This window comes from Roseomonas mucosa ATCC BAA-692 (assembly GCF_000622225.1).
Lineage (GTDB): Bacteria > Pseudomonadota > Alphaproteobacteria > Acetobacterales > Acetobacteraceae > Roseomonas > Roseomonas mucosa.
In genome coordinates this window covers 48,385-72,779 of sequence record NZ_JHWD01000010.1, presented here as the reverse complement: position 1 = coordinate 72,779, position 24,395 = coordinate 48,385, and the positions used below count along the sequence as shown (strand labels likewise).

Below are 24,395 nucleotides of genomic sequence, written 5' to 3'. Positions count from 1 at the left end.
GGGACCGGGGGCGGGCCTTGCCTGCCCCCGGCCGGCTGCCGCCTCAGGCGAAGCGGATCACCACCTTGCCGAGATGCGCCTGGCTCTCCAGGTGGCGATAGGCGGCCTGGGCTTCCTCGAAGGGGAAGACCCGGTCGATCACCGGCTGGATCCGGTGGAAGGCGACGGCGCGGTTCATCGCCTCGAACATCTCGCGCGAGCCGACGAAGACGCCACGCAGGTCGATGGCCTTCTGCATGACCGGCAGCGGGTCGATCTGCCCCCCGGTCAGCACGCCGATGAGGTGGACGGCCCCGCCCACGCGGCTCGCGGCGATGGATTTCGGCAGGGTCCCTGCCCCGCCGACCTCCACCACATGGTCCACGCCCCGCTTGCCGGTGAGCGCCCAGACCTCCTTCTCCCAGTCCGGGTGGGTGCGGTAGTTCACGCCCTCGGCGGCGCCCAGTTCCTTCGCCCGCGCCAGCTTCTCGTCGGAGGAGGAGGTCACGATCACCCGCGCCCCCGCGGCATGGGCGAGTTGCAGCGCGAAGATCGAGACGCCGCCCGTGCCCAGCAGCAGCACTGTCTGTTCCGGCCCGACCGGGCGCAGCGCGGTCAGAGCGTTCCAGGCCGTCACCCCGGCGCAGGGCAGGCAGGCGCCTTCCTCGAAGGACAGGTGTTCCGGCAGGTGGACCAGCCCCTCTTCCTCGAAGAGCACGTATTCGGCCAGCACCCCGTCGATGGAGCCGCCCAGGGCGGTGGCGCGGTAGGATTCGTCGGGCGGCCCGGCGATCCAGCCCTGCATGAAGATGCCGGCCACCCGGTCGCCTTCCTTCACCCGGGTCACGTCCGGCCCCACCGCCGCGACCTCGCCCGCCCCGTCGGACAACGGCACCAGCCCCGGCCGGACCTCCGCCTTGCCGTAGCGGCCGGTGGCCACCAGCAGGTCGCGGTAGTTCAGCGAGGCCGCCCGCATCCGCACCAGCACCTGCCGGCGGGCCGGGCGTGGCGTTTCCAGGGCGGTGAGGGTGAGGTCCTCGATCGCCCCGGCCTTGGGCAGATGATAGGCGCGCATCGTCGCGACTCCCCGTTCCATGCGGGGCCCGCCGGCCCGATTGCCGGGACCCCGCTCCGGAATGGGGGCCGGACGCCAGGGTTTCAACCCTGCACCGCCTTGCCCGCGCGTCAGCGGGCCGAGTCGTTGCGCCGTTCCGGGGGACAAGGCTTCACCTTTTCCCCCGGTGGCCGGCCACGAAGCGCGGCGCGGCCGGGAGGCGCCGCTGCCTGGGTCAGCCTTCCAGGGCCGGGGCGGCGTCCTGGACGTGCAGCGAGGCGGAGACCGTGCCGTTCCAGCTTTCCGCCCGCAGCGTGCCGCAGAGATGCAGCGGCAGGCCGCCGGAATTGAGCAGGAGGTGCGCCAGCGGGCCTTCCTTGGCGCGGAAGCAGACGGCCTTCAGGCGCCCTCCCCCCTCGCCTTCCAGGAAGGCGCGGACGGTGCCTCCCTCCCGCCCCACGCGGTCGGCGCGGACGATGCGGGCGCGGCGGATGGCGAAGACCGGCTCCTCGTTGCCGGGGCCGAAGGGCGCCAGCCGCCCGACCTCCGCCGCGAAGCCCGCCGTTGCCGCCTGGACGCTGATCGTGCCCTCCACCGACAGGTCCGCCGCGGCGGGCAGCGCGTTGGCATGGCCCAGACGCTCGTGGAGGAAGGCGCGCACCTCCTCGATCCGTCCCGCCTCGAAGGAGAAGCCGGCCGCCATGGCGTGGCCGCCGCCGGTCAGCATCAGGCCGGACTGCCGTGCCGCGATCACCGCCGCGCCGAGGTCCACCCCCGGCACCGAGCGGCCCGAGCCGCGCGCCAGCCCCTCGGCCAGCGAGGCCACGAGGGTCGGGCGGTTGAAGCGTTCCTTCACCCGCCCGGCCACGATGCCGACCACGCCGGGATGCCAGCCCTCGCCGCAGATCATCAGCACGGGGCTGCCAGCCTCGGCCTGCCGCTCCGCCTCGGCGAAGGCGCCGGTCAGCACGTCGGCCTCCACCTCCTGCCGCCGGCGGTTCACCTCGTCGAGCCGGGCGGCGATGGCGCGTGCCTCGACCGGGTCGTCCAGCAGCAGCAGGCGCAGCGCGAGGTCGGGCTCGCCGATCCGGCCGGAGGCGTTGATGCGCGGCCCGAGCACGAAGCCCAGCGTATGGGCGGTGGGGGCCTCCTTCACCGCCGCCATCTCCAGCAGCGCGGCGATCCCGGCATGTTCGCGCCGGGCCATGACCTTGAGGCCCTGCGCCACCAGGGCGCGATTCAGCCCCACCAGCGGCATCACGTCGCAGACCGTGGCCAGCGCCACCAGATCCAGCAGCGCCAGCAGGCGCGGCTCCGCCCGGTGGGCGAAGAAGCCGGTGCGGCGCAGCGTGCGCAGCAGCGCCACCGCGGCCAGGAAGCAGACGGCGGCGGCGCAGAGATGCCGCAGGCCGGAGGGGCAGTCGAGGCGGTTCGGGTTCACCACCGCCGCGACATCGGGCACCGGGCCCTCGGACTTGTGGTGATCGAGGACCACCACATCCGCCCGGCCGCGCGCCGCCTCCAGCGCCTCATGCGCCGCGATGCCGCAATCGACGCAGACAACCAGCGTCGCGCCCCGGTCGCAGAGCCCGGCGATGGCCGGCCCGTTGGGGCCGTAGCCTTCCCGGATGCGGTCGGGGACGTAATGCGTGACCTCGCAGCCCAGATCCCGCAGCACGCGCACGGTGAGCGCGCCGGCGCAGGCGCCGTCCACGTCGTAGTCGCCATAGACGGCCACATGCTCGCCCCGGCGCGCGGCATCGGCGAGCCGCGCCGCCGCCGTATCCATGTCCTTCAGGCAGGACGGGTCGGGCAGCAGCGCGCGCAGCGTCGGATCGAGGAAATCCGTCGCGGTGTCCGCGGTCACGCCGCGCCCGGCGAGCAGGCGGCCGACGATCTCGGGGAGTTCCAGCCGCTGCGCGATGGCGAGGCCCAGGCGCTCGTCGCCGCCGCGCCAGAGCCAGCGCCGGCCGGTGACGCTCTGCGCCACCCCCAGCACAGGCTCCGCCGCCACCGATGCGGTCAGCCCCTCAGGCCCCATTCCCTCAGGCAAAGAAGCTGCCGGGCTTGCGCTGGGAGTTGTGGTGGCCCTCGATGTAGCGGACCGTGCCGGTCTTGGAGCGCATGATGATGGAATGCGTCACCGCGCCGGTCTTGGTGCGGCGCACGCCGCGCAGGAAGGCACCGGAGGTCACGCCGGTCGCGGCGAACATCACGTCGCCCCTGGCCATGTCCTCCACCAGGAACTTCCGGTTCGGGTCGGTGATGCCCATCTCCTTGGCGCGGGCGATCTGCGCGTCGTCCTCGTAGAGCAGGCGGCCCTGCATCTGGCCGCCGGTGCAGCGCAATGCGGCGGCGGCCAGCACGCCCTCCGGCGCGCCGCCCGAGCCCATGTAGATGTCGATGCCCGAATCCTCCTGCGCGCAGGCCACCACGCCGGCCACGTCGCCATCCGGCAGCAGGGTGATGCGCGCCCCGGCGCGGCGGCAGGCCTCGATCAGCGGCTTGTGGCGGTCGCGGCCCAGGGTGCAGACCATCAGGTCGTTGATCGAGACCTTCTTGGCCTTGGCCAGCTCGCGCAGGTTCTCCTCGGGCGAGGCGTCGAGGTCCACCACCCCTTCCGGCAGGCCGGGGCCGATGGCGAGCTTGTCCATGTAGATGTCGGGCGCGTGCAGGAAGCCGCCCTTTTCCGCCACCGCCAGCGTGGCGATGGAGTTCGGCCCGCCGGTGGCGCAGATGTTGGTGCCTTCCAGCGGGTCCACGGCGATGTCCATCTCCGGCCCGCCGAGGCCCACCTTCTCGCCGATGTAGAGCATCGGCGCCTCGTCCATCTCGCCCTCGCCGATGACCACGGTGCCGGCGATGGCGACCGCATCGAAGGCGCGGCGCATGGCGTCCACCGCCGCGCCGTCGGCGGCGTTCTTGTCGCCCCGCCCGATCCAGGAGGAGCAGGCGAGCGCCGCCGCCTCGGTCACCCGGACCAGCTCCATGACCAGGTTGCGGTCCGCCTTCAGGGACATGCCGCTTTCGCTCATCGCTTCCCGCTCTCCTCAGAAACTCTCGATCCGGATCAGCGCCGGGGATTCCAGCACCGTCTCCAAAGCCTCGATCCGCGCGATGGCCTTGCGCATCGCGCGCTCCGACGAATCATGCGTGGTCAGCACCACGGGCACCGCCTCGCCCGGGGCGCGGCCGCGCTGCAGCATGGATTCCAGGCTGATGCCGGAATCGCGCAGCGCGCCGGTCACGTCGGCGATGACGCCGGGCCGGTCCACCACCATCAGCCGCAGGTAGTAGGCGCCGGTGCGCTCCTCCATCGGCAGGGAGGGCAGCGGCGCGAGGTCGTCCAGGCCGGCGCCCCAGACGGGCGTGTGCCGGTTGCGCGCGATGTCGATCAGGTCCGCCACCACGGCCGAGGCGGTCGGCCCGGCGCCCGCGCCGCGGCCTTCCAGCACCACGCGGCCGACGAAGTCGCCCTCCGCCACCACGGCGTTGAAGACGCCGTCCACGCGGGCCAGCGGGAAGGCGGCGGGGATCATGCAGGGATGCACCCGCGTCTCCACGCCCCGCTCGGTGCAGCGCGCCAGGCCCAGCAGCTTGATGCGGTAGCCGAGTTCCTCGGCCAGCTTGATGTCGAGCGCGGTGACGTTGCGGATGCCCTCGACATGCACGGCGGAGAAGTCCACCGGGCGGCCGAAGGCGAGCGCGGCCAGGATGGCGAGCTTGTGCGCCGCGTCCACGCCGTCGATGTCGAAGGAGGGGTCGGCCTCGGCATAGCCCAGCCGCTGGGCGTCGGCGAGCGCCTCGGCGAATTCCCGCCCGCGCTCGCGCATCTGCGTCAGGATGTAGTTGCAGGTGCCGTTCAGGATGCCGGTGACGCGCTGGAAGCGGTTGGCCGCCAGCCCCTCGCGCAGCGCCTTGATGACCGGGATGCCGCCGGCCACCGCCGCCTCGAAGGCCAGCGGCACGCCCCGCATCTCCGCCGAGCGGGCCAGCGCGGCGCCGTGCACGGCGAGCAGCGCCTTGTTCGCCGTCACCACCGGCTTGCCGGCGGCGAGCGCCGCCTCGACCGTGGCGCGGGCGGCGCCCTCGGAACCGCCGATCGCCTCGACCACCACGTCCACCGCCGGATCATGGGCGAGGGCGACGGGGTCGTCGTACCAGCGCAGCCCGTCCAGCGGGATGCCGCGGTCGCGCGAGCGGTCGCGCGCCGCCACGGCGGTCACGGCGATGGGGCGGCCGGCGCGGGCGGCGATCAGCTCGGCATTCGCGCGCAGGATCTGCAGGGTGCCCGCGCCGACGGTGCCGAGACCGGCCAGGGCGACGGAAAGGGGACGGGTCAAGCGCGCACGAGCTCCGCGGAAGTGTCGGTCGAGGGGCCGCCGTTATCGGCGGCCAGAAAGGAGCGGATGCCGCGCAGCGCCTGGCGGATGCGCTGCGCGTTCTCCACCGTGGCGATGCGGACATGGCCGTCGCCGTATTCGCCGAAGCCGATGCCGGGGGCGACGGCGACCTTGGCCCGGGCCAGCAGCAGCTTGGAGAACTCCACCGAGCCGAGATGGGCGAAGCGCTCCGGGATCGGCGCCCAGACGAACATCGAGCCCTCCGGCAGCGGCACGTCCCAGCCCGCCTGCCGCAGCCCCTTGACCAGCAGGTCGCGCCGGTCGCGGTACAGGGTCCGCATCTCGGCCACGCAGTCCTGCGGCCCGTTCAGCGCGGCGGTGGCGGCGACCTGGATCGGCGTGAAGGCGCCGTAGTCGAGATAGGACTTCACCCGCGTCAGCGCGGCGATCAGCTTGCGGTTGCCGGCGGCGAAGCCCATGCGCCAGCCGGGCATGTTGTAGGTCTTGCTCATGGAGGTGAACTCCACGGCCACGTCCCTGGCGCCCGGGACCTCCAGGATGGAGGGGGGGACCTTGTCGCCGAAGTACAGCTCGGCATAGGCGAGGTCGGAGAGCACGTAGAAGCCGTGCTTCCGCGCCATGGCCACGACCTCCCGGTAGAAGTCGAGATCGGCCAGCAGCGCCGTCGGGTTGGAGGGGAAGTTCACGATCAGCGCGGTGGGCGCGGGCACGGAATGGCGCACCGCGCGGTCGATGGCGCGCAGCATCTCCTCGTCCGGCGTGTGCGGGATGCTGCGCACCGAGGCGCCGGCGATGATGAAGCCGAACTGGTGGATCGGATAGGACGGGTTCGGCACCAGGATCGTGTCGCCGGGCGAGGTGATGGCCTGGGCGAGGTTCGCCAGCCCTTCCTTCGAGCCCAGCGTGGCCACGACCTCGGTTTCCGGGTCGAGCTGCACGTTGAAGCGGCGGGCGTAGTAGTTCGCCAGCGCCTTGCGCAGCCCGGGGATGCCCTTGGAGGCGGAATAGCGGTGGGTGCGCGGGTCCTGCACCGCCTCCACCAGCTTGGCCACGATATGCGGCGGCGTGGGGCTGTCGGGGTTGCCCATGCCGAGGTCCACGATGTCCTCCGCGGCGGCACGCGCCTTGGCCTTGGCGCCGTTCACCTCGGCAAAGACATAGGGGGGAAGGCGGCGGATGCGGTGGAAATCGTCACTCATGGGTGTAGCCCTTCGGGCCCTCGGTTCGTCGAAGCTTCCAGGGTAGCCCTCCTCGCGCCGCAGCGCGAGGCCATCGGGCAACGACCCTGCCGGGGAGCCGCCCCGTGCCCGGCGGGAGGGACCGGGGGGAGGCCACTCCGCACGGCGCCGGTCCGTTCAGGGGGTTCCCGGCTCAGGGGGTTCCCGGCTCAGGGAGTTCCCGGCTTCGGCGCGGCGGGCGGGGCCAGCAGGTCCGGCGCGGGCGGCGCCGGGGGGGCCGAGGGGGGCGCCAGCATCTCGGCCGGCGGCGCGGCGGGCGGGGCGCTGCCCGGATCGGGGGCGCCGGAGCGCAGCGCCGGGGTCGAGGCGCCGGGACCGATGGCCGGGGCCGAGGCCAGGCTCGGCGGCGGCGGCGGGCTGTGCGGCACCAGCTCCGCCCCCGGGGCGCGCGGCGGGTCGGGCACCGGCGCGTCCGGCGCGACGGGCTGCGCCGCCGCGGCCCGGTTGGTGGCGAGCGCGGTGGTCAGCTGTTCGCGCACCGAGGCCTCGCCCCGGGCGGGGCGGGGGGGGATGCGGGCCAGGTTGGGAAAGCCCTCCTCCAGCCCCGGCGGCGCCGCGCGCCCGTCCAGGCCGTTGCCGCGGATCTGGCGCACGAAGTCGAAGGGCCCCTCGCCCGGCGAGCCGACGCAGGCGCCCAGCGACAGCAGGCAGGCCAGCAGGCCCAGCGACCGCGGCAGGCGCGGCCGATGCCGCAGCGCCAAAAGCGGCGCGGCTGCTTGCCGCCCCTGCCCGCGCAACCTAGGTTTGATCGGCTTGTGGATCATCTGCACTTCCCGCCCGGCCGGGTTCCCGCGGGGCATTCCCACCGGTCCATACCCTTCGGACCGAGGTTTGCCGCAGAACCGGCGAAGCGTGAAGCCACCGGATGCCACAGGCCGGGAGAGCACCAGGAACACGCCGATGAGCCAGAGTGACAAGACGCCCGATCCTGGTTTCCGCCTGCCGGACCCCGCCCTGGTGAGCCGGACCATGGCCGATGTCGCGGAACGCAGCCAGCGCATCGTCGCCGATTTCATCCGGCGCCAGGGCGACACCGCGGAGAAGCTGGGCGGCCGCCCCGGCGGCATGCCGCAGGTGGAGGGCGGCACGCCGCTCGATCCCTTCAACCTCGGCGGCGCCTTCATGGAGATGGCCAGCCGGCTGATGGCCAACCCGGCCCGGCTGATGCAGGCCCAGATGGGCTTCTGGCAGGACTATCTCACCCTCTGGGGCAACACCGCCCGCCGCATGATGGGGGGCGAGGTCCAGCCGGTCATCTCCGAGGACAGCAAGGACAAGCGCTTCAAGGACGAGGCCTGGCGCGAGAACGAGGTCTTCGACTTCATCAAGCAGTCCTACCTGCTGTCCGCGCGGTACATGCAGAACGTGGTGCGGGGCACCGAGAGCGAGCTCGACCCCAAGAACGCCCAGAAGGTCGATTTCTACACGCGCCAGTTCGTGGATGCGATGAGCCCCACGAACTTCCTGATGACCAACCCGCAGGTGCTGCGCCGCACCGCCGAGACGGGCGGCGAGAACCTGCTGAAGGGGCTGACCAACCTCCTGACCGACCTGGAGCGCGGCAAGGGCAACCTGCGCATCAGCATGACCGATCGCAGCAAGTTCGCGATCGGCGAGAACATCGCGGTGACGCCGGGCAAGGTGGTGTACCGCAACGACCTGATGGAGCTGATCCAGTACAGCCCCACCACGGAGAAGGTGCTCAAGCGGCCGCTGCTGCTGCTGCCGCCCTGGATCAACAAGTTCTACATCCTCGACCTGCGGCCGAAGAACTCCCTGATCCGCTGGGCGGTGTCGCAGGGGCATACGGTCTTCGTCTGCTCCTGGGTCAATCCGGACGAGCAGCTCGCGGAGAAGGACTTCGAGGACTACATGAAGGAGGGCCCCTATGCCGCGCTGGACGCGATCCAGCAGGCGACGGGGGAGCGCAACGTCAATGCCATCGGCTACTGCCTCGGCGGCACGCTGCTGGCGGCGACGCTCGCGCACATGGCGGCGAAGCGCGACACGCGCATCAGGAGCGCCACCTTCTTCACCACCATGACGGACTTCGAGGAGGCGGGCGAGATCAGCGTCTTCATCGACGAGGTGCAGCTCAAGGCCGTCGAGCAGAAGATGGGCGAGCGCGGATTCCTCGCGGGCGGGGAGATGGCCAACACCTTCAACATGCTCCGCGCCAACGACCTGATCTGGAGCTTCGTGGTCCAGAACTACCTGCTGGGGCAGGAGCCCTTCCCCTTCGACCTGCTGTTCTGGAACGACGACAGCACGCGCATGCCGGCGAGGATGCACAGCTTCTACCTGCGCCGCATGTACCAGCAGAACGACCTGGTGAAGCCGGGGGGGATCACGCTGGACGGGGTGCCGATCGACCTGCGGAAGATCAAGATCCCCGTCTACCTGCTCTCGACGCGCGAGGACCATATCGCGCCCTGGAAGAGCACCTATCGCGCCACGCAGATCTATGGCGGGCCGATCCGCTTCGTGCTCGCCGCCTCGGGGCATATCGCAGGGGTGGTGAACCCGCCCGAGAGCGGCAAGTACAGCCACTGGACCAACGAGGCGCTGCCCGCCGATCCGGAGGAATGGCTGGAGGGTGCGACCGAGCTCGCCGGGTCCTGGTGGCCGGACTGGCAGCGCTGGGTCACGGGCCTCGACCACGCGCAGGTGCCCGCCCGGGAGCCGGGCGCCGGCAAGCTGCCGGCCCTGGCCGATGCGCCGGGCGAGTACGTGAAGGTGATGGCGCAGGACTGATCGCGGCGCCCGCCGCCGCCCCCTGGCCGGAGAACCCGGTTGGGGGCGGCGGTCAGAAGCCCGGTGTGGGGCGGTAGGAATCGTCCTCCAGCCCGCGCGTGCCGGTCAGCGAGGGATCGGCGGCGGGCTGCACCACCCAACCGTTCACCGAATCCAGCCGCGCCACCTCCTGCGCCAATGCGCCGAGGGCGATCTCGCTGTTCGGCAGGGGGCCCGGGTCGCGCAGCCGGGCGATCACCCGCTCCCCGCCGTTGCGGAAGCGGCGCTCGTCCTCCAGCAGCGCCTGGGCGCGCACCTCCTGCCCATCGGCCAGTTCCCGGGCGACCTGGGCCATGACCGAGGCCGCCTCCTGTCCCGTCACCTCCGGCTGGATGCCCAGGGCGTTCCGCACCTCGTCGCGGGCGGTGTAGACGACCTGCTTCACCCCCGGCGAGACCGGGTTCCAGCGCGGGTTGCTGGCGAGGTCCGTGCAGAGCCATTCCAGGATCGCCGCGGCCCGTGCCATCCGGTCCGGATGGCCGCGCAGCGCGGCGGCGCCGTTGCGGAAGGCCGCGTCGAGTTCCCGGATCGCCTGCCGCCCCTGGTCGGGGCCGGCCAGCAGGCCGGGCGGCGGCGGGATCGGCCGGCGCGGGGCGCGCAGTTCGGCGCAGGCGGCGAGCGGCAGCAGGGCCAGCAGCAGGAATCGTCGTTGCATAGACTGTCTTCCCATCCCCGGCGCGGCTCGGCAACCGCGCTCCCCGGGAGCCCGTCTCAGGAGCCGGGACCGCTGTCCAGGTCCTTCGCGGCGCGCAGCAGGGCGAGGTTGGCCTCCGGCAGGTCGGGCAGGCGACCGAGGCGCCGCAGCGTGTCCGGGGCGAAGACCGGCGGCGGCAGGGCGCGGCGCGCCGCTTCCTCGTCGCCCCGGGCCAGCGCCGCCGCCGCATCGGCCAGCCCGGCCATCACGACGGTTCCCGGCGCCCCGGGCTGGATGCCGAGCGCAGCGCGGAGGTTGTCGCGGGCCGCCTGCATCGCCGGGATGGTGATGGGGTTGCTGTGCGTGAAGGCCAGGTCGTGCGGCATCGCCGCCGCCAGCCATTCCAGCCGGATCGCGGCGATGGCGGCCTCTGCCGGCCGGCCCGCCACGATGCGCGTGTCGCGGAAGACCGGCATCGCGCCGTAGATCGCGGCGATGGCCGGGTCCTGCCCCGTCGCGGCGATGGGCGGCAGGGCGGGGGCGTTGGCTTCCGTGGCGCAGGCGGCGAGGCCGGCCAGCAGCAGGACCGGAAGGAGGCGGGCGCGTCTCATTCCAGGCTGCGGCGGTGCCGCCCGGCCAGCTCCACGTAGTGCGGGGCGGTGCGGGCGAAGAGCGCGAGATCCTCCTCCGTCCGCGGCCGGGCCATGCGCGCCGGGGAGCCGAGCCAGAGCTCGTTGCGGCGGATCACCTTGCCCGGCGCGAGCAGGCCGCCCGCGCCGAGCATCCCGCCGGTCTCGATCACCGCGCGGTCCAGCACCGTGGCGCCCATGCCGACGAAGGCGCCGTCCTCCAGCGTGCAGGCATGGATGATGCAGGCATGGCCGATGGTGACGTCGGCGCCGATCCGCGCCGGCTCCCCGGCGTTCAGGTGGACGATGGTGCCGTCCTGGACGTTGGAGCGGGCACCGACGGAGATCGCGGCGGTGTCGCCGCGCAGCACGCAGTGGTACCAGACGCTGGCCCCCTCCCCGATCTCCACGTCGCCGATCACCACGGCGGTGGGGGCGATCCAGGCGGTGGGGTGGATGCGGGGGAGCTTGCCCTCGAAAGGGAGGATGTTTCCCGTCGCGCTCATGCGGCCCGGCCCAGCCGTGCCTCGACATCGAGGCCCAGCATCAGCCCGAGATTCTGCACCGCCGCCCCCGAGGCGCCCTTGCCGAGATTGTCCAGCCGCGCCACCAGCACCGCCTGCCCCCGGGCATCGCTGCCGAAGACCCGCAGCTCCAGGCTGTTGGTGTCGTTCAGGGCCTCGGCCTCCAGCTTGCCGTTCGCCTCGGCAGGCAGCACGTGGACCCAGGGGGAATCCGCGTAGCGTGCCTCCAGCGCCGCGCGCAGGTCGGCGGGGGACGGCTTGCCCGGCAGCGTGTCGAGGTGCAGCGGGATGGAGACCAGCATGCCCTGCCGGAAATGCCCGACGCTCGGCACGAAGAGCGGCCGGCGCGTCAGGCCGGAATAGCGCTGCAGCTCGGCCACGTGCTTGTGCTCCAGCCCCAGGCCGTAGAGCTCGAAACTCGGCGCCTTGCCGGTCTCGTGCTCGGCGATCATCGCCTTGCCGCCGCCGGAATAGCCGGAGACGGCGTTCACCGTGACCGGGTAGTCCGCCGGGATGAGGCCGGCATCGACCAGCGGGCGCAGCAGCGCGATGCCGCCGGTGGGGTAGCAGCCGGGATTGCTCACGCGCGGGGCTCGGGCCACGGCGGCCGCCTGTTCCGGCGAGAGCTCGGGGAAGCCGTAGACCCAGTCCGGGTCCACCCGGTGGGCGGTGGAGGCGTCCAGGACCTTGGGCGCGTCCGCGCCGAGGGAAGCCGCCATGGCGGCGCTTTCCTTGGCGGCGTCGTCGGGCAGGCAGAGCACGACGGCGTCCACCTCGGCCATCAGGGCGCGCTTGGCCTCCGGGTCCTTGCGGCGCTCCGCCGGCAGGGAGCGCAGCGCGACGCCCGGCAGGTCCTGCAGGCGCTCGACGATCTGCAGCCCCGTGGTGCCGGACTCGCCGTCCACGAAGACGGACGGCAGGGAACCCTTGGCCATGCGGAGAACTCCTCTCGCTCTCGGATGCAGCACGGTGATGACGCAGCCACCGTGCCGGAACAACGGACAAGAACGTGAAAAAGGGCGGCCCCAGCGGGACCGCCCTTTTCCGGAACCGGACATGGCCCGGGCGCCGACCGGCGCCCGCCCCCGGTCAGCGCTTGCTGAACTGGAAGGAACGTCGGGCCTTGGCCTTGCCGTACTTCTTGCGCTCGACCACGCGCGGGTCGCGGGTCAGGAAGCCGGCCTTCTTGAGGATCGGGCGCAGGGCGGGCTCGTAGTGGGTGAGCGCGCGGCTGACGCCGAGGCGCACCGCGCCGGCCTGGCCGGACAGGCCGCCACCGACCACCGTGCAGATCACGTCGAACTGCTGGTAGCGGTCGGACACCAGGAAGGGCTGGGCGATCAGCATCCGCAGCACCGGGCGGGCGAAGTACTTCGCCTGCGCCTTGCCGTTGACCTCGACCACGCCCTTGCCGGGCTTCAGCCAGACGCGGGCGATGGCGTTCTTGCGGCGGCCGGTCGCATAGGCGCGGCCCTGGGCGTCACGCTTCGGCTCGCGGGTCACGGCGGCCGTGCTGCCCTCGGCGGCCGGGGTGCCGGCGACGAGGGTCTTGAGGTCGGCCAGCGAGTTGGTGGTCGTGGCGTTCGTGGACTGGGTATCGCTCACGGTCAGGCCACCTTGTTCTTGCGGTTCAGCGCCGCGATGTCGATCTTCGACGGCGTCTGACCGGCATGCGGGTGTTCGCCACCGGCATAGACATGGAGGTTGCGCATCTGCTGGCGGCCGAGCGGGCCGCGGGTGATCATGCGCTCCACGGCCTTCTCGATCACGCGCTCGGGGAAGCGCCCCTCGAGGCGCTCGCGCACCGTGCGGCCCTTGATGCCGCCGGCATAGCCGGTGTGCCAGTAGAACACGGACTGCTCGGCCTTGGCGCCGGTGACGCGGACCTTGTCGGCATTCACGATCACGACGTGATCGCCGCAATCGACATGCGGGGTGAAGATAGGCTTGTGCTTACCGCGGAGGCGATTGGCGACCAGGGCGGCGAGGCGGCCGAGCACAAGGCCCTCCGCGTCGATCAGCACCCAGTCCTTCTTGACCTCCGCCGGCTTGATCGAGCGGGTCTGCGTCGAGAGCATGGCGATCCAGATGGTTCAGTAGGAGTGGCGCGGCATATCGCCGCCCTGGCCCTGTAAGTCAAGCAGAATCAGGGTTTTTTCGTTGTGGTATTTTCATACCACAAACCCGGCGGCATTTCGTTACCACAAAATCCGCCCCCTTCCCGCTGCCGGAATGTGGGGCCGTGGCCATCTCCATGCGCGTGAAGCGCGCCCTCCTCCTGCTGCCGCCGCTTGCCCTGCTGGGGGCCGCGCTGGCGGGATTCCTGCGCCTGCCGCCGGCCTGGGACCCTTTCGCGCCGCTGGACCTGCGCGCGCCGCCCAACCTGCTGGGCCGGTTCAAGCTGGCGCAGATGAAGTGGCAGCCGGACCGCTGCTTCGCCGCCTTCGAGGCTGCCGGCATCCCCGTGCGCCGTGTGGCGGACCAGCCTTCCGGCGAGGGCTGCGAGATCCTGGAGGCGCTGCGGCTGGATTTCGGGCCGCCGATGTCCCCGGCGGCGCCCGTGGCGACCTGCGCGGTGGGTGCCTCCTGGGCCATCTATGTCAACGCCATCCTGCAACCCGCCGCGCGGGAGCATCTGGGGCAGGAGGTGGTGCGCATCCGGCAGCTCGGCACCTATGCCTGCCGCGCCGTGCGCGGCGGCCGGGGGGACGGGGCGAGGCGCAGCCAGCACGCCACCGCCAATGCCCTTGATGTGGCGGGCTTCGTGCTGGCAGACGGGCGCGAGGTGTCGCTGGCCCGCGACTGGGACGATCCCGGGCCGCGCGGCACCTTCCTGCACGCGGCGCGCGACGGCGCCTGCCGCGTCTTCGACGCCGTCCTGGGACCGGAGTACAACGCCTTGCACCGCGACCACTTCCACCTCGACCGCGGCCCCTGGCGGGCCTGCCGGTGAATGCCACGCTGCGTCCCGGAGATGGCCCGGTCACGGTGATCGGGGCTTCCGGCCGTTCCGGGGCCACGCTCTGCCGCTCCCTGGCCGGTGACGGCATCCCCTACGTCCCCGTGGTGCGCAGCGCGGAGCGCTGGGCCGCCACCGGCCTGCCGGGCACGCCGCGCATCGCGGACCTGCAGGATGCCGCCGCCCTCCGCACCGCCCTGGCGGGGGCCGGGCGCATCGTGTCCGGCGCCCATGCGCGGCACGCCGCCGCCATCCTGGACGCGGCGCCGGCGGAGGCGCGGATCGTGCTGATGGGCAGCACGCGCCGCTTCTCCCGCTGGGCGGATGCGCATGGCGACGGCGTGCGGGCCGGCGAGGCGGCGCTGCTGGCCAGCGGCCGGAACGGCGTGATCCTGCACCCCACCATGATCTATGGCGCCCAGGGGGAGGACAATGTGCAGCGCCTGGCCGCGCTGATGCGGCGCCTGCCCCTCGCCCCCCTGCCCGGCGGCGGGCGCGCCCTGGTGCAGCCGATCCACCAGGACGACGTGACCGCCAGCCTGCGCGCCGCCCTGGCGCGGGACTGGGAGGCGCCCAGGGCGCTGGTGATCGCCGGGCCGGAGGCGGTGCGCTATGCCGATTTCCTGCGCGCGGTGTGCCATGCCGCCGGGGTGCGGGTGCCGCCGGTGCTGCCCGTGCCGCTGGCGCCGCTGCTGGCGCTGTCCCCCCTCACCCGGCTGCTGCCGTTCCTGCCCACCGTGCGGGCGAGCGAGCTGCGGCGGCTGACGGAGGACAAGGGCTTCGACACCGGGCCGATGCGGGCGGAGCTGGGCGTCGTGCCGCGTTCGCTGGAGGCGGGGCTGGCGGGCACTTTCGGGCGGGGGTGAGGCGGTGATGCGCCCGGCGGCCGCTCTTGCCTCCACCCCGGACCGGCTCCAAACCATGGGGCGAAGACACAGAGCGAGGGCCGTCATGCCTGTCCTGAACCGGATCGCCGAATTCCACGACGAGATGACCGCTTGGCGGCAGGATTTCCACCGTCATCCGGAGCTGGCCTACGAGGAGGTCCGCACCTCCGGCATCGTGGCGGAGAAGCTGCGGGAGTTCGGCTGCGACGAGGTCGTCACCGGCATCGCGAAGACCGGCGTGGTCGGGGTGATCCGGGGGCAGGAGCCGGGCGACGGCATCGGCTTCCGCGCCGACATGGACGCGCTGCCGATCCTGGAGGAGACGGGGCTCGGCCATGCCTCCACCGTGCCGGGGAAGATGCATGCCTGCGGCCATGACGGGCACACCACCATGCTGCTGGGCGCCGCGAAGTACCTGGCGGAGACGCGCAACTTCGCCGGCACCGCCTATGTGATCTTCCAGCCGGCCGAGGAGAATTTCGGCGGCGGCGACGCGATGGTGAAGGAGGGGCTGTTCGAGCGTTTCCCCATGAAGCGCGTCTTCGGCATCCACAACTGGCCCAGCCTGCCCGCCGGGCAGTTCGCCTGGAAGGTCGGCCCGGTCATGGCCGCCGTTGCCAACATCACCATCACCGTCACCGGCAAGGGCGCGCATGGCGCCATGCCGCACAACGGCAACGACCCGATCGTGATCGCGGCGCAGATCGTTTCCGCGCTGCAATCCATCGTGGCGCGCAATGTCGAGCCGGTGGAGGCCGGCGTCGTGACCATCGCGCATATCACCGGCGGCCATACCTTCAACGTGATCCCGGAGGTGGTGCGGATGCAGGGCACCGCGCGCTGGTTCAAGCCGGAGATCGGCGACCTGCTGGAGCGCAAGGTGCGCGAGATCGCGGGCGGCATCGCGGCGGCCTTCGGCGCCAGCGCCGAGGTCGATTTCCAGCGCGCCTATCCGGCCACGGTGAACGAGGCGGAGAGCACCCGCCTCGCCGCACGGGCGGCGGCGGCCGTGGTGGGCGAGGGCCGGGTGATCGAGGTGGAGAAGCCGACCATGGGCGGCGAGGACTTCTCCTTCATGCTCAACGTGAAGGACGGGTCCTACCTGTTCCTCGGCGGCGGCCGGACGGGGCACGACCCGAATGTCCACCACCCGCTCTATGACTTCAACGACGAGATCCTGCCGGTGGGCGCGTCCTATTTCGCCACGCTGGCGGAACAGCTGCTGCCCCGCCGGGGGTGACGGTCCGGGGATGGCCCGCCCCGCCTCGCTTGCCTCGGGGCACGGGACGGGCCAGCCTGCCCGGATGCGCATGACCGCCTTCCGGCTTCCCCTCCTGGGCCTGATCCTCATGGCGACGGCGCTGGGCGGCTGCGTCCAGGTCGTGGCGCCCGATCCCTATGCCTATGGGGCGCCGGGCTCCGCGGCGGCGGCGGGTGCCGCGGCCGGTGCGGCCCTGGGGGCGGCGATCGATGCCTCGCGGCCGCCGCCGGCCTATGGCAGCTATCCGGCCCCGGCCGTGCCGCCCTATCCGGGGCGCGCCTACGCCTATTGAGCGTGGGCCCGGCGCCTCATCAGCCCCGGAATGCCGCCTCCAGCCGCGCCCAGCCCGCCTCGTCGCCCGGCAGGCCGAAGCGCAGCCAGGCCGCCGGATCGCGGAACTGCCGCACCAGGATGCCCGCCTGCCCCAGCCGCGCGAACCATTCGGGCGCGGCCTCGTGGGAGGCGAGGCGGAAGAGGCTGGTTCCGCCCAGGATGCGGAAGCCCGCCTGGGCCAGCAGCATGTCCAGCCGCAGCGCGTCCACGGCGCAGCGGCGCGCGGCTTCCATCAGCCAGTTCCGGTCCCGCAGCGCCGGGATGCCCACCGCCAGGGCGGGGCCGGACACCGCCCAGGGGCCCAGCGCCGCGCGCAGGCGGGCCGCCAGCGCGGGTTCGGCCAGGGCGAAGCCCAGGCGCAGCCCGGCCAGGCCGTAGCTCTTGCCGAAGGAGCGCAGCACCAGCAGGTCCGGCCTCGGCAGCAGCGGCGCCGCGTTGCGTTCCGGCCCTTCGAAATCGGCGAAGGATTCGTCCACCACCAGCAGCCGCACCCGGCCGGCCAGGCCGGCCAGCGCGTCCCGCCCGTGCCGGCGCCCGTCGGGGTTGTTGGGGTTGCACAGCACCGCCACCTCGTGCCCCGCCAGCGCCTCCAGGCTTTCCGCCACTGTCACCCGCGCCCCGGCCGCCTGCCAGGCCAGGGCGTGCTCGGCATAGGTCGGGCCGAGCACCGCGACGTCGCGCCAGGGAAGCAGGTTCGGCAGCAGGCTGATCAGGATCTGCGTGCCCGGCGCGGCGGCCACCATCTCCGGCGAGGCCGCGCCATAGGCGGCGGCCGCGATCGTCTGCAACTCCCACAGCGCCTCCGGCTCCGGCAGGCGCGTGAAGGCATCGGCCGGAAAGCGCGGCAGATGATAGGGCCGCGGGTTGATGCCCGTGGACAGGTCGAGGAAAGGCTCCGGCGCCCCCGGAAAGAGCAGCCGCGCCGCGGCCAGCCGGCCGCCATGTTCCGTCACGGCGCCTGACGCGCCATCGCGGGACATGCTAGCCCCTGCCGCATTCATCATCAGCAATCGTCTCGCCCTTGCCCACGCTGCTTGTTCTGGCCGGCGCCCTCGCGCTGGAAGCCGTCCTTGGCTACCCCGAAGCCCTGTTCCGCCGGATCCGGCATCCGGTGGTCTGGATGGGCGGCCTCATCGCATGGCTGGAACGCCGTCTGAATCGGGAAACCGGCACGAATAAGGCAAGGCGCCTCGCCGGCCTCCTCGCGCAGCTCCTTCTCCTGCTCGCCGCCGTGGTGCCCGCCGCGCTGTTGCAGGGCGTCCTGCTGCGGTATCTGCCCTTTTGGCCGGCGGTGATCCTGCTGGCGCTGCTCGCCGCCAGCCTGCCGGCGCAGCGCAGTCTGCACGATCACGTGCGCGCCGTGGCCCGGGCGCTGGAGGCGCGCGGACTGACGGGCGGGCGCGAGGCGGTGTCGCGAATCGTGGGCCGCGACCCGGCCGTGCTGGACGAGCCGGGCGTCGTGCGTGCCGCCATCGAGAGCCTGGCCGAGAATTTCTCCGACGGGGTGGTGGCGCCGGCCTTCTGGTGCGGGGTCGCCGGCCTGCCGGGCATCGCAGGGTACAAGGCCGCCAACACCGCCGACAGCATGATCGGCCACCGCACGCCCCGGTACACCGACTATGGCTGGGCCGCCGCACGCTTCGACGACCTGGTGAACCTGCCCGCCTCGCGCCTTTCGGCGCTGTGGATCATCCTCGCCGCGCTGCTGACGCCCGGCGCCAGCGCGGGCGGCGCCCTGCGCGCGGTGCGGCGCGACGCCCGGCACCACCGCTCCCCCAATGCGGGCTGGCCGGAGGCCGCCATGGCGGGGGCGCTGGGCCTGCGCCTCGCCGGGCCGCGCGTCTATGGCGGCGTGCGGGTGGAGGACCACTGGATGGGCGATGGCCGCGCGGAGGCCCGGCCGGCGGATCTGCGCCGCGCCCTGGAGCTCTACCGCGCGGCCTGTGGGGTGCAGTTCGCGGCGGTGCTGGCGCTGGCCGGGGCCGCCGCCATGGCGGGCTGAGGGGCCGCCGGCGCGGTCAGGCGGCGATTTCCCGCGCCTCGATCCCGTAGCGGAAATGCACGGGGTCCAGGCAGTCCGGCTGGCCGTTCGCGGTGAAGGCGCAGGGGTACATCAGGAAGGCGAAGTTCGGCTTCTGGTTGCCCATGGCGCCCGGCAGGATGATGTCCGTGGCGCTGTTGTAGCCGACCCAGTTCATCTCCCAGGAGCCGAAGAGGGTTTCGCGCAGGGCACGGATCCCGGCGCTGTCCGGGGCCAGCCTTTGCTCCAGCATGACCTTGCGCACATCGGCGGGATCGAGGGGGAACCAGCCGGCATCCTCCAGGAAGACCTCGGAGCGGCAGTGCTGCGCCCTGGAGACGTCGCCGCTGGCGCCCAGCGTCTGGAACTGGCGCGAGCCGGCGACGCGGACGCCGTACACGTCGCGGGCGGGGAAGCCCGCCGCCCGGGCGAGGCCGGTCATGAGCCCGTTGATATCGGCGCACTTGCCGCTCAGCCGGCCGCTTTCCAGCATGCCGCGGACATCGCCGAAGCCGCAGCCCGGCGTCTCGGGATCTCGGGTCGTGTGGTCCACCACCCAGTCGTAGATCGCCCGCAGCCGGGCTCGGGGCTCGTCCAGGCCGGCGGTGATGCGCTCGGCGGTGTCGCGCACGATGCCGTCCGTCTGCACGCTCTCGGTCGGCCGGGTCCAGAAGCGCCGCTCGGCCAGGGTGACCGGCACGGCCGGGTCATGGCCGTCGCGGTCGCGGGTGGCCACGCGCTGGACCAGCTCCGCGCTGCGCGGGCCCGCGGAACCCGCGTCCCAGCTCATCTTCAGCACCTCGGCGCCGTACTGCGCGTCCCGTACCACCCGCGCCTGCCCCGTGCCCTGGCAGCGGGTTTCGAGGACGGTCTGGTAGCCGCCGGCCGTCTGCGCCAGGGGCAGCCAGAGCTGCGCCGCGCCCGGGGCGTCCAGCAGGCTGACGCGGGTGACGATCTCGAACTGGCGCCAGCCCGGCATGGCCGCCAGCCGGGCCGGGGCCGCCGTCTCCGCCCGTGCCGTTCTGGGGCGCTGGGTGCCGGCCGCCAGGGTGGTGACGGTGGCGATGGTGGCGGCGGAAGCCAGGAAGTTGCGGCGGTTCATGGGTTTCATCCCTCCGGCCATGTCTGAAAGGCCATGCCTGTGGGAATCGTCTCCCGCGCCCCGGTCCGCCCGTCAACGCCGTGGCGATCAGAAGACCGCCAGCGCCCCCAGGGGGCCGGAGGTCATGCCCGCCCGGCGATCCGCAGCAGCGCCGCCACGTCCACATGCCGTTCCAGATGCGCCGCCAGCGCATCCAGCGCCGCATCGACCTCGGCCTCGTGCCGTCGCGGGGCGGCTGTGAGGCCCAGCCGGCCCAGCCAGGCCGCGCGCTGCGCGTCATCGCCGAACAGCCCGTGGACATAGGTGCCCGAGACCAGCCCATCCGCCGAGACGGCGCCGTCCAGCCGCCCATCCGCCAGCCGCAGCAGCGGGCGCGCCGCGTCCGGGCCCGCCGTGCGGCCCATGTGCATCTCGTAGCCGGTGAAGGGCGCCCCGTCCGCCAGGGTCGCGCCGCCGGCCGGGCACAGCCGCTTTTCCCGCGTCAGCACCGTCGCCACGTCGAGCAGGCCGAGCCCGTCCACGCCGCCGGGCGGCCCCTCGATGCCCTCCGGGTCCTCGATCCGCCGGCCGAGCATCTGGTAGCCGCCGCAGAGCCCCAGCACCCGCCCGCCGCGCCGATGGTGCGCCAGGATGTCGATGTCCCAGCCTTCCTCGCGCAGCACGGCGAGGTCGGCGATCGTGGCCTTGGAGCCGGGCAGGACCACGAGGGCGCAGTTCCCCGGCAGGGGCGTGCCCCGGCGCAGCAGCAGCAGCTCCACCCCGGGCTCGGCGGCCAGCGGGTCGAGGTCGTCGAAATTGCTGATGCAGGGCAGCACCGGCACGGCGATCCGCAGGGGGGCGCCGGGGTTGCGCGGGGCCGCCCCGAGGGCGGTGAACAGATCCTGCGCGTCCTCCGCCGGCAGGCGGCGCGCCGCATCGGTGAAGGGCACCAGCCCCAGCGGCGCCCAGCCGGTGCGTTCCGCGATCGCGTGCATCCCTTCCGCGAAGAGCGTCGGGTCGCCGCGCATCCGGTTCACCAGGAAGCCCCGGATCATCGCCGCATCCTCCGGCGGCAGCACGGCCTGCGTGCCCACGAGGCTGGCGATCACCCCGCCCCGGTCGATGTCGCCCACCAGCACGACCGGCGTGCCCGTGGCGCGGGCGAAGCCCATATTGGCGATGTCGCCCGCGCGCAGGTTGATCTCGGAGGCGCTGCCCGCCCCCTCCACCAGCACGAGGTCGGCTTCCGCCCTCAGCCGCGCGAAGCTGTCGAGGACATGGGGCATGAGGCGGGGCTTCATCGCCTGGTATTCGCGCGCCCGCGCCGTGGCGAGGACGCGGCCCTGCACCACCACCTGGGATCCGGTCTCGCTCTGCGGCTTGAGCAGCACGGGGTTCATGTGGACACTGGGCGCCACGCCCGCCGCCCGCGCCTGGAGGGCCTGGGCGCGGCCGATCTCGCCCCCATCCGCGGTGACGGCGGCGTTGTTGGACATGTTCTGCGGCTTGAAGGGCCGCACCCGCAGCCCGCGCCGCGCGAAGAGCCGCGCCAGCCCGGCGACGAGCAGCGACTTGCCCACCGAGGAGCCGGTGCCCTGGAACATCAGGGCCACCGGCATCAGAACTCGATCCCCTGCTGCGCCTTCACCCCCGCCGCGAAATGGTGCTTCACCAGCCCCATCTCGGTGACGAGGTCCGCCGCCTCGACCAGCGCGGGCGGGGCGTTGCGGCCGGTGGCGACGACGTGCAGGCCGGGGCGCCGCGCGCGCAGCGCCGCGACCACGGAATCCGTGTCCAGATAGTTGTAGCGCAGCGCGATGCAGAGCTCGTCCAGCACCAGCAAAGCGAGGTCCTGCCGCGCCATCAGCGCCAGGGCCTTCGCCCAGGCCGCCTCGGCCGCCGCCACGTCGCGGGCGCGGTCCTGCGTTTCCCAGGTGAAGCCCTCGCCCATGCTGTGCCATTCGACGAGCGGGCCGAAGCCCTCCAGCACATGGCGCTCGCCCGTGCTCCAGGCGCCCTTGATGAACTGCACCACGCCGCAGGGCCGCCCATGCCCGACCATGCGCAGCAGCAGGCCGAAGGCGGCGGTGGACTTGCCCTTGCCCGGGCCGGTGTTCACCAGCAGCAGGCCCTTCTCGATGGTCTTCGAGGCCACCTCGGCATCCTGCACCGCCTTGCGCTTCTCCATCTTCGCGCGGTGGCGGGCGGCCTCCTCGCCGTCCGCGCTCACTTCACCACCATGGGGATGCCGGCCACGGTGAAGACGACACGCTCCGCCCGCTCCGCCAGGCGCTGGTGCAGGATGCCCGCCGCGTCGCGGAAGCGCCGGGCCAGGGCGTTCTCCGGCACGATGCCGAGGCCGACCTCGTTGGAGACCAGCACCACCGGGGCGGAACGCTGCGCCAGCGCCGTTTCCAGCGCCACCGCCGCGGCCTCCAGGTCACGCTCGCCCAGGATCAGGTTGCTCAGCCAGAGCGTCAGGCAGTCCACCAGCACCGGGCGGTGCCGGGCGCGCAGCAGGGCGGCGGGCAGGTCCAGCGGCGCCTCCACCGTTTCCCATTCCGGGCCGCGCCGGCCGCGGTGCTCGGCGATGCGGGCGCGCATCTCCTCGTCGAAGGCCTGGGCCGTGGCGATGTAGAGCCAGGGCTTCGGCAGGGGACCGAGCAGCGTCTCCGCGTAGCGGCTCTTGCCGGAACGGGTGCCGCCCAGGACCAGGGTCAGCATCGGGGTGTCGGGAGGATCGGCAGCCATGGCTTTCCATTGACAGGGCCGGGCCGCGAAGACTACCCCCGCAGCCGATGGTCCCCCGCCGGCGGCGGATGCCTGTGGCGGGGGTGAAAAGGGAATGCGGTGAGGGCCATCCGGTCCGAATCCGCGGCTGCCCCCGCAACTGTGAGCGGAGAGCGGCCTGCCAAACCGCCACTGGCGTGCTGGCCTCGGGAACGGGGCGGCGTGCCGGGAAGGCCGGCAGGCCGCGCCTGATCCGCGAGCCAGGAGACCTGCCATCATCCCCGCCAGGCCTGTCCCGGCGGGATGGATCGTGACGCCGGGCGGGGTGCCCCGGCATCGGCGATGCGCCCCGGCTCTCTCGCCGGCGGCCATCGGTTCCCGGCTTCCCCGACCGGAGGGGGCCATGGGAGCGGTCGGCATCCCATGCGCGTGTCGATCCCTGGGGTGCCCCGTTTGGCCGAGCCTGTCCTGCTCCATGTCTGCATCACCTGCCGCGCCGGGCTGGACCTGCGCGAGGGCGAGGTGCCCGAGGGGCAGCGGCTGCACGACGCCGTGGCCGAGGCCCTGGCGGCGCGGCCGGACAGCCCGGTGCGGCTGCGCCCGGCCACCTGCATGGCCTCCTGCGAGCAGGGCTGCGCCGCCGCCCTCGCCGCGCCGGGCAAGTGGCAGTACCTGCTGGGCCGCCTCCTGCCGGAACAGGCGGGGGACCTGCTGGATTACGGCGCGCTGTTCGCCGCCTCGCGCACGGGGGTGGTCATGCCCTCGAAGCGCCCCGCCTCCCTGAAGAGCGTCGTGCTGGGCCGCGTGCCGCCCTTCGCCCTCGCCGAACCAACACAGACCGCACCGGAGACCGCCGCGTGAGCGCCACCGCCACCAAGATCCCCGCCACCATCGTCACCGGCTTCCTCGGCGCCGGGAAGACCACGCTGGTGCGCCACCTGATGGCCCATGCGCGCGGCCGCCGCATCGCCATCATCGTCAACGAGTTCGGCGCGCTGGGCATCGACGGCGAGACGCTGCGGAGCTGCGGCATCGAGGGCTGCGAGGAGGAGAACATCGTCGAGCTGGCCAATGGCTGCCTCTGCTGCACCGTGGCGGACGAGTTCCTGCCCACCATGCAGGCCCTGCTCGACCGGCCGAGCCCGCCCGAGCACATCCTGATCGAGACCTCCGGCCTCGCCTTGCCGAAGCCGCTGATCAAGGCCTTCAACTGGCCCGGCATCCGGTCCCGCGTCACGGTGGACGGGGTGGTGACGGTGGTGGACGGCCCCGCCGTGGCCGAGGGCCGCTTCGCCGAGGACCCGGAGGCGGTGGCCGCCCAGCGCGCGGCGGACCCGTCGCTGGACCACGACAACCCGCTGGCGGAGGTCTATGAGGATCAGCTCCTGGCCGCGGATCTGGTGGTGCTGAACAAGACCGACCTGCTGGACGAGGCCGCCACCGCGCGGCTGCGCGCCGGGATCGCGGGTGCCATCCCCCGCGCGGTGAAGGTCGTGCCCGCCCGCGACGGGAAGCTCGATCCCGCCATCCTGCTCGGCCTCGGCGCCGCCGCCGAGGACGACCTCGCCGCCCGCCCCTCGCACCACGATGCCGAGGATGGCGCGCACGAGCATGACGACTTCACCAGCTTCGCCCTGCCGCTGCCCGAGCTGGCCTCGCCCGAGGCACTGGTGGAGCGGCTGCGCGCGGTGGCGGAGGCGCATGACGTGCTGCGGATGAAGGGCTTCGCCGCCATTGCCGGCAAGCCGCTGCGCCTCGCCGTTCAGGGCGTCGGAACCCGATTCAGCCATCAGTTCGACCGGGCCTGGGCGCCGGGCGAGGCGCGCCAGGGGCAGCTCGTGGTGATCGGCCAGACCGGGCTGGACCGCGACGCCATCGCCGCCGCGCTGATGGTCTGAGGGGGCGGGCC

25 protein-coding genes and 1 riboswitch are annotated in these 24,395 nt (G+C 73.0%); of the genes, 8 read left to right on the top strand and 17 right to left on the bottom strand.

What is annotated here, in order from left to right:
* Positions 1-43 precede the first annotated feature (43 nt).
* The 6 genes from BT98_RS0112200 to BT98_RS26150 all read right to left on the bottom strand — a co-directional run bounded on the left by BT98_RS0112200 (position 44) and on the right by BT98_RS26150 (position 7,399).
* Positions 44-1,054: a zinc-dependent alcohol dehydrogenase family protein gene (locus BT98_RS0112200; protein WP_019462603.1), complete on the bottom strand. Its 1,011-nt coding sequence runs from the start codon at positions 1,052-1,054 to the stop codon at positions 44-46.
* A gap of 214 nt (positions 1,055-1,268) precedes the next feature.
* Complete coding sequence (recJ, locus tag BT98_RS0112195; RefSeq protein ID WP_019462602.1) at positions 1,269-3,074, bottom strand: single-stranded-DNA-specific exonuclease RecJ; 1,806 nt, start codon at positions 3,072-3,074, stop codon at positions 1,269-1,271.
* 4 nt (positions 3,075-3,078) lie between these two features.
* Entirely contained in the window at positions 3,079-4,068 is a 990-nt protein-coding gene (glpX, locus tag BT98_RS0112190; protein ID WP_019462601.1) for a class II fructose-bisphosphatase, read from the bottom strand.
* A 15-nt stretch (positions 4,069-4,083) separates the two neighbouring features.
* Entirely contained in the window at positions 4,084-5,376 is a 1,293-nt protein-coding gene (locus BT98_RS0112185; RefSeq protein WP_019462600.1) for a homoserine dehydrogenase, read from the bottom strand.
* On the bottom strand, positions 5,373-6,596 hold the full coding sequence (locus BT98_RS0112180; protein WP_019462599.1) for an LL-diaminopimelate aminotransferase: 1,224 nt from the start codon (positions 6,594-6,596) through the stop codon (positions 5,373-5,375). Before BT98_RS0112180 ends, BT98_RS0112185 begins: the two co-directional genes overlap by 4 nt.
* A gap of 188 nt (positions 6,597-6,784) precedes the next feature.
* Positions 6,785-7,399, bottom strand: coding sequence for a hypothetical protein (locus BT98_RS26150; protein WP_147292478.1), 615 nt, complete (start codon positions 7,397-7,399; stop codon positions 6,785-6,787).
* Between the two features lie 136 nt (positions 7,400-7,535).
* Between BT98_RS26150 and BT98_RS0112170 the strand changes: the two genes are divergently transcribed.
* The gene (locus tag BT98_RS0112170) at positions 7,536-9,389 is read left to right on the top strand and encodes a PHA/PHB synthase family protein (protein ID WP_019462598.1); all 1,854 of its coding nucleotides are present in this window, start codon (positions 7,536-7,538) and stop codon (positions 9,387-9,389) included.
* A 52-nt stretch (positions 9,390-9,441) separates the two neighbouring features.
* On the opposite strand, the gene BT98_RS0112165 is transcribed toward BT98_RS0112170, so the two are convergent.
* From BT98_RS0112165 to rplM, 6 genes are all read right to left on the bottom strand, one after another.
* Positions 9,442-10,083 carry a hypothetical protein gene (locus tag BT98_RS0112165; protein ID WP_019462597.1) on the bottom strand — a complete coding sequence of 214 codons (642 nt, stop codon included), beginning with the start codon at positions 10,081-10,083 and terminating at the stop codon, positions 9,442-9,444.
* A gap of 56 nt (positions 10,084-10,139) precedes the next feature.
* On the bottom strand, positions 10,140-10,673 hold the full coding sequence (locus tag BT98_RS0112160; protein ID WP_019462596.1) for a hypothetical protein: 534 nt from the start codon (positions 10,671-10,673) through the stop codon (positions 10,140-10,142).
* Entirely contained in the window at positions 10,670-11,197 is a 528-nt protein-coding gene (locus BT98_RS0112155; protein ID WP_019462595.1) for a gamma carbonic anhydrase family protein, read from the bottom strand. Before BT98_RS0112155 ends, BT98_RS0112160 begins: the two co-directional genes overlap by 4 nt.
* A complete protein-coding gene (gene argC / locus BT98_RS0112150; RefSeq protein ID WP_019462594.1) occupies positions 11,194-12,150 on the bottom strand; it encodes an N-acetyl-gamma-glutamyl-phosphate reductase in 957 nt (318 codons plus the stop codon). Before argC ends, BT98_RS0112155 begins: the two co-directional genes overlap by 4 nt.
* 154 nt (positions 12,151-12,304) lie before the next feature.
* Positions 12,305-12,820 carry a 30S ribosomal protein S9 gene (gene rpsI / locus BT98_RS24215; RefSeq protein WP_019462593.1) on the bottom strand — a complete coding sequence of 172 codons (516 nt, stop codon included), beginning with the start codon at positions 12,818-12,820 and terminating at the stop codon, positions 12,305-12,307.
* Between the two features lie 2 nt (positions 12,821-12,822).
* A complete protein-coding gene (rplM, locus tag BT98_RS0112140) occupies positions 12,823-13,293 on the bottom strand; it encodes a 50S ribosomal protein L13 (protein WP_019462592.1) in 471 nt (156 codons plus the stop codon).
* Between the two features lie 164 nt (positions 13,294-13,457).
* On the opposite strand from rplM, the gene BT98_RS0112135 reads away from it, so the two are divergent.
* The 4 genes from BT98_RS0112135 to BT98_RS0112120 all read left to right on the top strand — a co-directional run bounded on the left by BT98_RS0112135 (position 13,458) and on the right by BT98_RS0112120 (position 16,614).
* Positions 13,458-14,168 (top strand): extensin-like domain-containing protein, encoded by a 711-nt coding sequence (locus BT98_RS0112135; protein ID WP_019462591.1) that lies wholly within the window; start codon positions 13,458-13,460, stop codon positions 14,166-14,168.
* On the top strand, positions 14,165-15,040 hold the full coding sequence (locus tag BT98_RS0112130; protein ID WP_019462590.1) for an SDR family oxidoreductase: 876 nt from the start codon (positions 14,165-14,167) through the stop codon (positions 15,038-15,040). Before BT98_RS0112135 ends, BT98_RS0112130 begins: the two co-directional genes overlap by 4 nt.
* Positions 15,041-15,125: 85 nt before the next feature.
* On the top strand, positions 15,126-16,301 hold the full coding sequence (locus BT98_RS0112125; RefSeq protein ID WP_019462589.1) for a M20 aminoacylase family protein: 1,176 nt from the start codon (positions 15,126-15,128) through the stop codon (positions 16,299-16,301).
* A 70-nt stretch (positions 16,302-16,371) separates the two neighbouring features.
* Positions 16,372-16,614 carry a hypothetical protein gene (locus BT98_RS0112120; protein ID WP_019462588.1) on the top strand — a complete coding sequence of 81 codons (243 nt, stop codon included), beginning with the start codon at positions 16,372-16,374 and terminating at the stop codon, positions 16,612-16,614.
* Between the two features lie 19 nt (positions 16,615-16,633).
* On the opposite strand, the gene cobD is transcribed toward BT98_RS0112120, so the two are convergent.
* Positions 16,634-17,635: a threonine-phosphate decarboxylase CobD gene (gene cobD, locus BT98_RS0112115; protein ID WP_019462587.1), complete on the bottom strand. Its 1,002-nt coding sequence runs from the start codon at positions 17,633-17,635 to the stop codon at positions 16,634-16,636.
* A 41-nt stretch (positions 17,636-17,676) separates the two neighbouring features.
* Between cobD and cbiB the strand changes: the two genes are divergently transcribed.
* Positions 17,677-18,657 (top strand): adenosylcobinamide-phosphate synthase CbiB, encoded by a 981-nt coding sequence (gene cbiB, locus BT98_RS0112110; protein WP_019462586.1) that lies wholly within the window; start codon positions 17,677-17,679, stop codon positions 18,655-18,657.
* 16 nt (positions 18,658-18,673) lie between these two features.
* Here cbiB and BT98_RS0112105 read toward each other — a convergent pair whose 3' ends face one another.
* The 4 genes from BT98_RS0112105 to cobU form a co-directional block, all read right to left on the bottom strand.
* A complete protein-coding gene (locus BT98_RS0112105; RefSeq protein WP_019462585.1) occupies positions 18,674-19,777 on the bottom strand; it encodes a transglutaminase-like domain-containing protein in 1,104 nt (367 codons plus the stop codon).
* Positions 19,778-19,899: 122 nt separating this feature from the next.
* Positions 19,900-21,375 carry a cobyric acid synthase gene (locus tag BT98_RS0112100; RefSeq protein ID WP_019462584.1) on the bottom strand — a complete coding sequence of 492 codons (1,476 nt, stop codon included), beginning with the start codon at positions 21,373-21,375 and terminating at the stop codon, positions 19,900-19,902.
* Entirely contained in the window at positions 21,375-21,986 is a 612-nt protein-coding gene (cobO, locus tag BT98_RS0112095; RefSeq protein ID WP_019462583.1) for a cob(I)yrinic acid a,c-diamide adenosyltransferase, read from the bottom strand. The genes BT98_RS0112100 and cobO overlap by 1 nt, the downstream gene beginning before the upstream one ends.
* Positions 21,983-22,507: a bifunctional adenosylcobinamide kinase/adenosylcobinamide-phosphate guanylyltransferase gene (gene cobU, locus BT98_RS0112090; protein ID WP_019462582.1), complete on the bottom strand. Its 525-nt coding sequence runs from the start codon at positions 22,505-22,507 to the stop codon at positions 21,983-21,985. The genes cobO and cobU overlap by 4 nt, the downstream gene beginning before the upstream one ends.
* Positions 22,508-22,538: 31 nt before the next feature.
* A riboswitch (cobalamin riboswitch) is annotated at positions 22,539-22,777 on the top strand.
* Between the two features lie 132 nt (positions 22,778-22,909).
* Between cobU and BT98_RS0112085 the strand changes: the two genes are divergently transcribed.
* Positions 22,910-23,347: a DUF1636 family protein gene (locus BT98_RS0112085; protein WP_019462581.1), complete on the top strand. Its 438-nt coding sequence runs from the start codon at positions 22,910-22,912 to the stop codon at positions 23,345-23,347.
* Positions 23,344-24,384 carry a cobalamin biosynthesis protein CobW gene (gene cobW / locus BT98_RS0112080; RefSeq protein ID WP_019462580.1) on the top strand — a complete coding sequence of 347 codons (1,041 nt, stop codon included), beginning with the start codon at positions 23,344-23,346 and terminating at the stop codon, positions 24,382-24,384. The genes BT98_RS0112085 and cobW overlap by 4 nt, the downstream gene beginning before the upstream one ends.
* Positions 24,385-24,395 lie beyond the last annotated feature (11 nt).

Coding starts and splice junctions, on each gene's coding strand:
- BT98_RS0112085 (WP_019462581.1), top strand. CDS start 22,910: ATGCGCGTGTCGATCCCTGGGGTGCCCCGTTTGGCCGAGCCTGTCCTG.
- rplM (WP_019462592.1), bottom strand. CDS start 13,293: ATGCTCTCGACGCAGACCCGCTCGATCAAGCCGGCGGAGGTCAAGAAG.
- BT98_RS0112170 (WP_019462598.1), top strand. CDS start 7,536: ATGAGCCAGAGTGACAAGACGCCCGATCCTGGTTTCCGCCTGCCGGAC.
- BT98_RS0112120 (WP_019462588.1), top strand. CDS start 16,372: ATGACCGCCTTCCGGCTTCCCCTCCTGGGCCTGATCCTCATGGCGACG.
- BT98_RS0112180 (WP_019462599.1), bottom strand. CDS start 6,596: ATGAGTGACGATTTCCACCGCATCCGCCGCCTTCCCCCCTATGTCTTT.
- argC (WP_019462594.1), bottom strand. CDS start 12,150: ATGGCCAAGGGTTCCCTGCCGTCCGTCTTCGTGGACGGCGAGTCCGGC.
- BT98_RS0112105 (WP_019462585.1), bottom strand. CDS start 19,777: ATGAACCGCCGCAACTTCCTGGCTTCCGCCGCCACCATCGCCACCGTC.
- glpX (WP_019462601.1), bottom strand. CDS start 4,068: ATGAGCGAAAGCGGCATGTCCCTGAAGGCGGACCGCAACCTGGTCATG.
- BT98_RS0112165 (WP_019462597.1), bottom strand. CDS start 10,083: ATGCAACGACGATTCCTGCTGCTGGCCCTGCTGCCGCTCGCCGCCTGC.
- BT98_RS0112200 (WP_019462603.1), bottom strand. CDS start 1,054: ATGCGCGCCTATCATCTGCCCAAGGCCGGGGCGATCGAGGACCTCACC.
- BT98_RS26150 (WP_147292478.1), bottom strand. CDS start 7,399: ATGATCCACAAGCCGATCAAACCTAGGTTGCGCGGGCAGGGGCGGCAA.
- BT98_RS0112125 (WP_019462589.1), top strand. CDS start 15,126: ATGCCTGTCCTGAACCGGATCGCCGAATTCCACGACGAGATGACCGCT.
- BT98_RS0112160 (WP_019462596.1), bottom strand. CDS start 10,673: ATGAGACGCGCCCGCCTCCTTCCGGTCCTGCTGCTGGCCGGCCTCGCC.
- cobD (WP_019462587.1), bottom strand. CDS start 17,635: ATGTCCCGCGATGGCGCGTCAGGCGCCGTGACGGAACATGGCGGCCGG.
- recJ (WP_019462602.1), bottom strand. CDS start 3,074: ATGGGGCCTGAGGGGCTGACCGCATCGGTGGCGGCGGAGCCTGTGCTG.
- cobU (WP_019462582.1), bottom strand. CDS start 22,507: ATGGCTGCCGATCCTCCCGACACCCCGATGCTGACCCTGGTCCTGGGC.
- BT98_RS0112155 (WP_019462595.1), bottom strand. CDS start 11,197: ATGAGCGCGACGGGAAACATCCTCCCTTTCGAGGGCAAGCTCCCCCGC.
- BT98_RS0112100 (WP_019462584.1), bottom strand. CDS start 21,375: ATGCCGGTGGCCCTGATGTTCCAGGGCACCGGCTCCTCGGTGGGCAAG.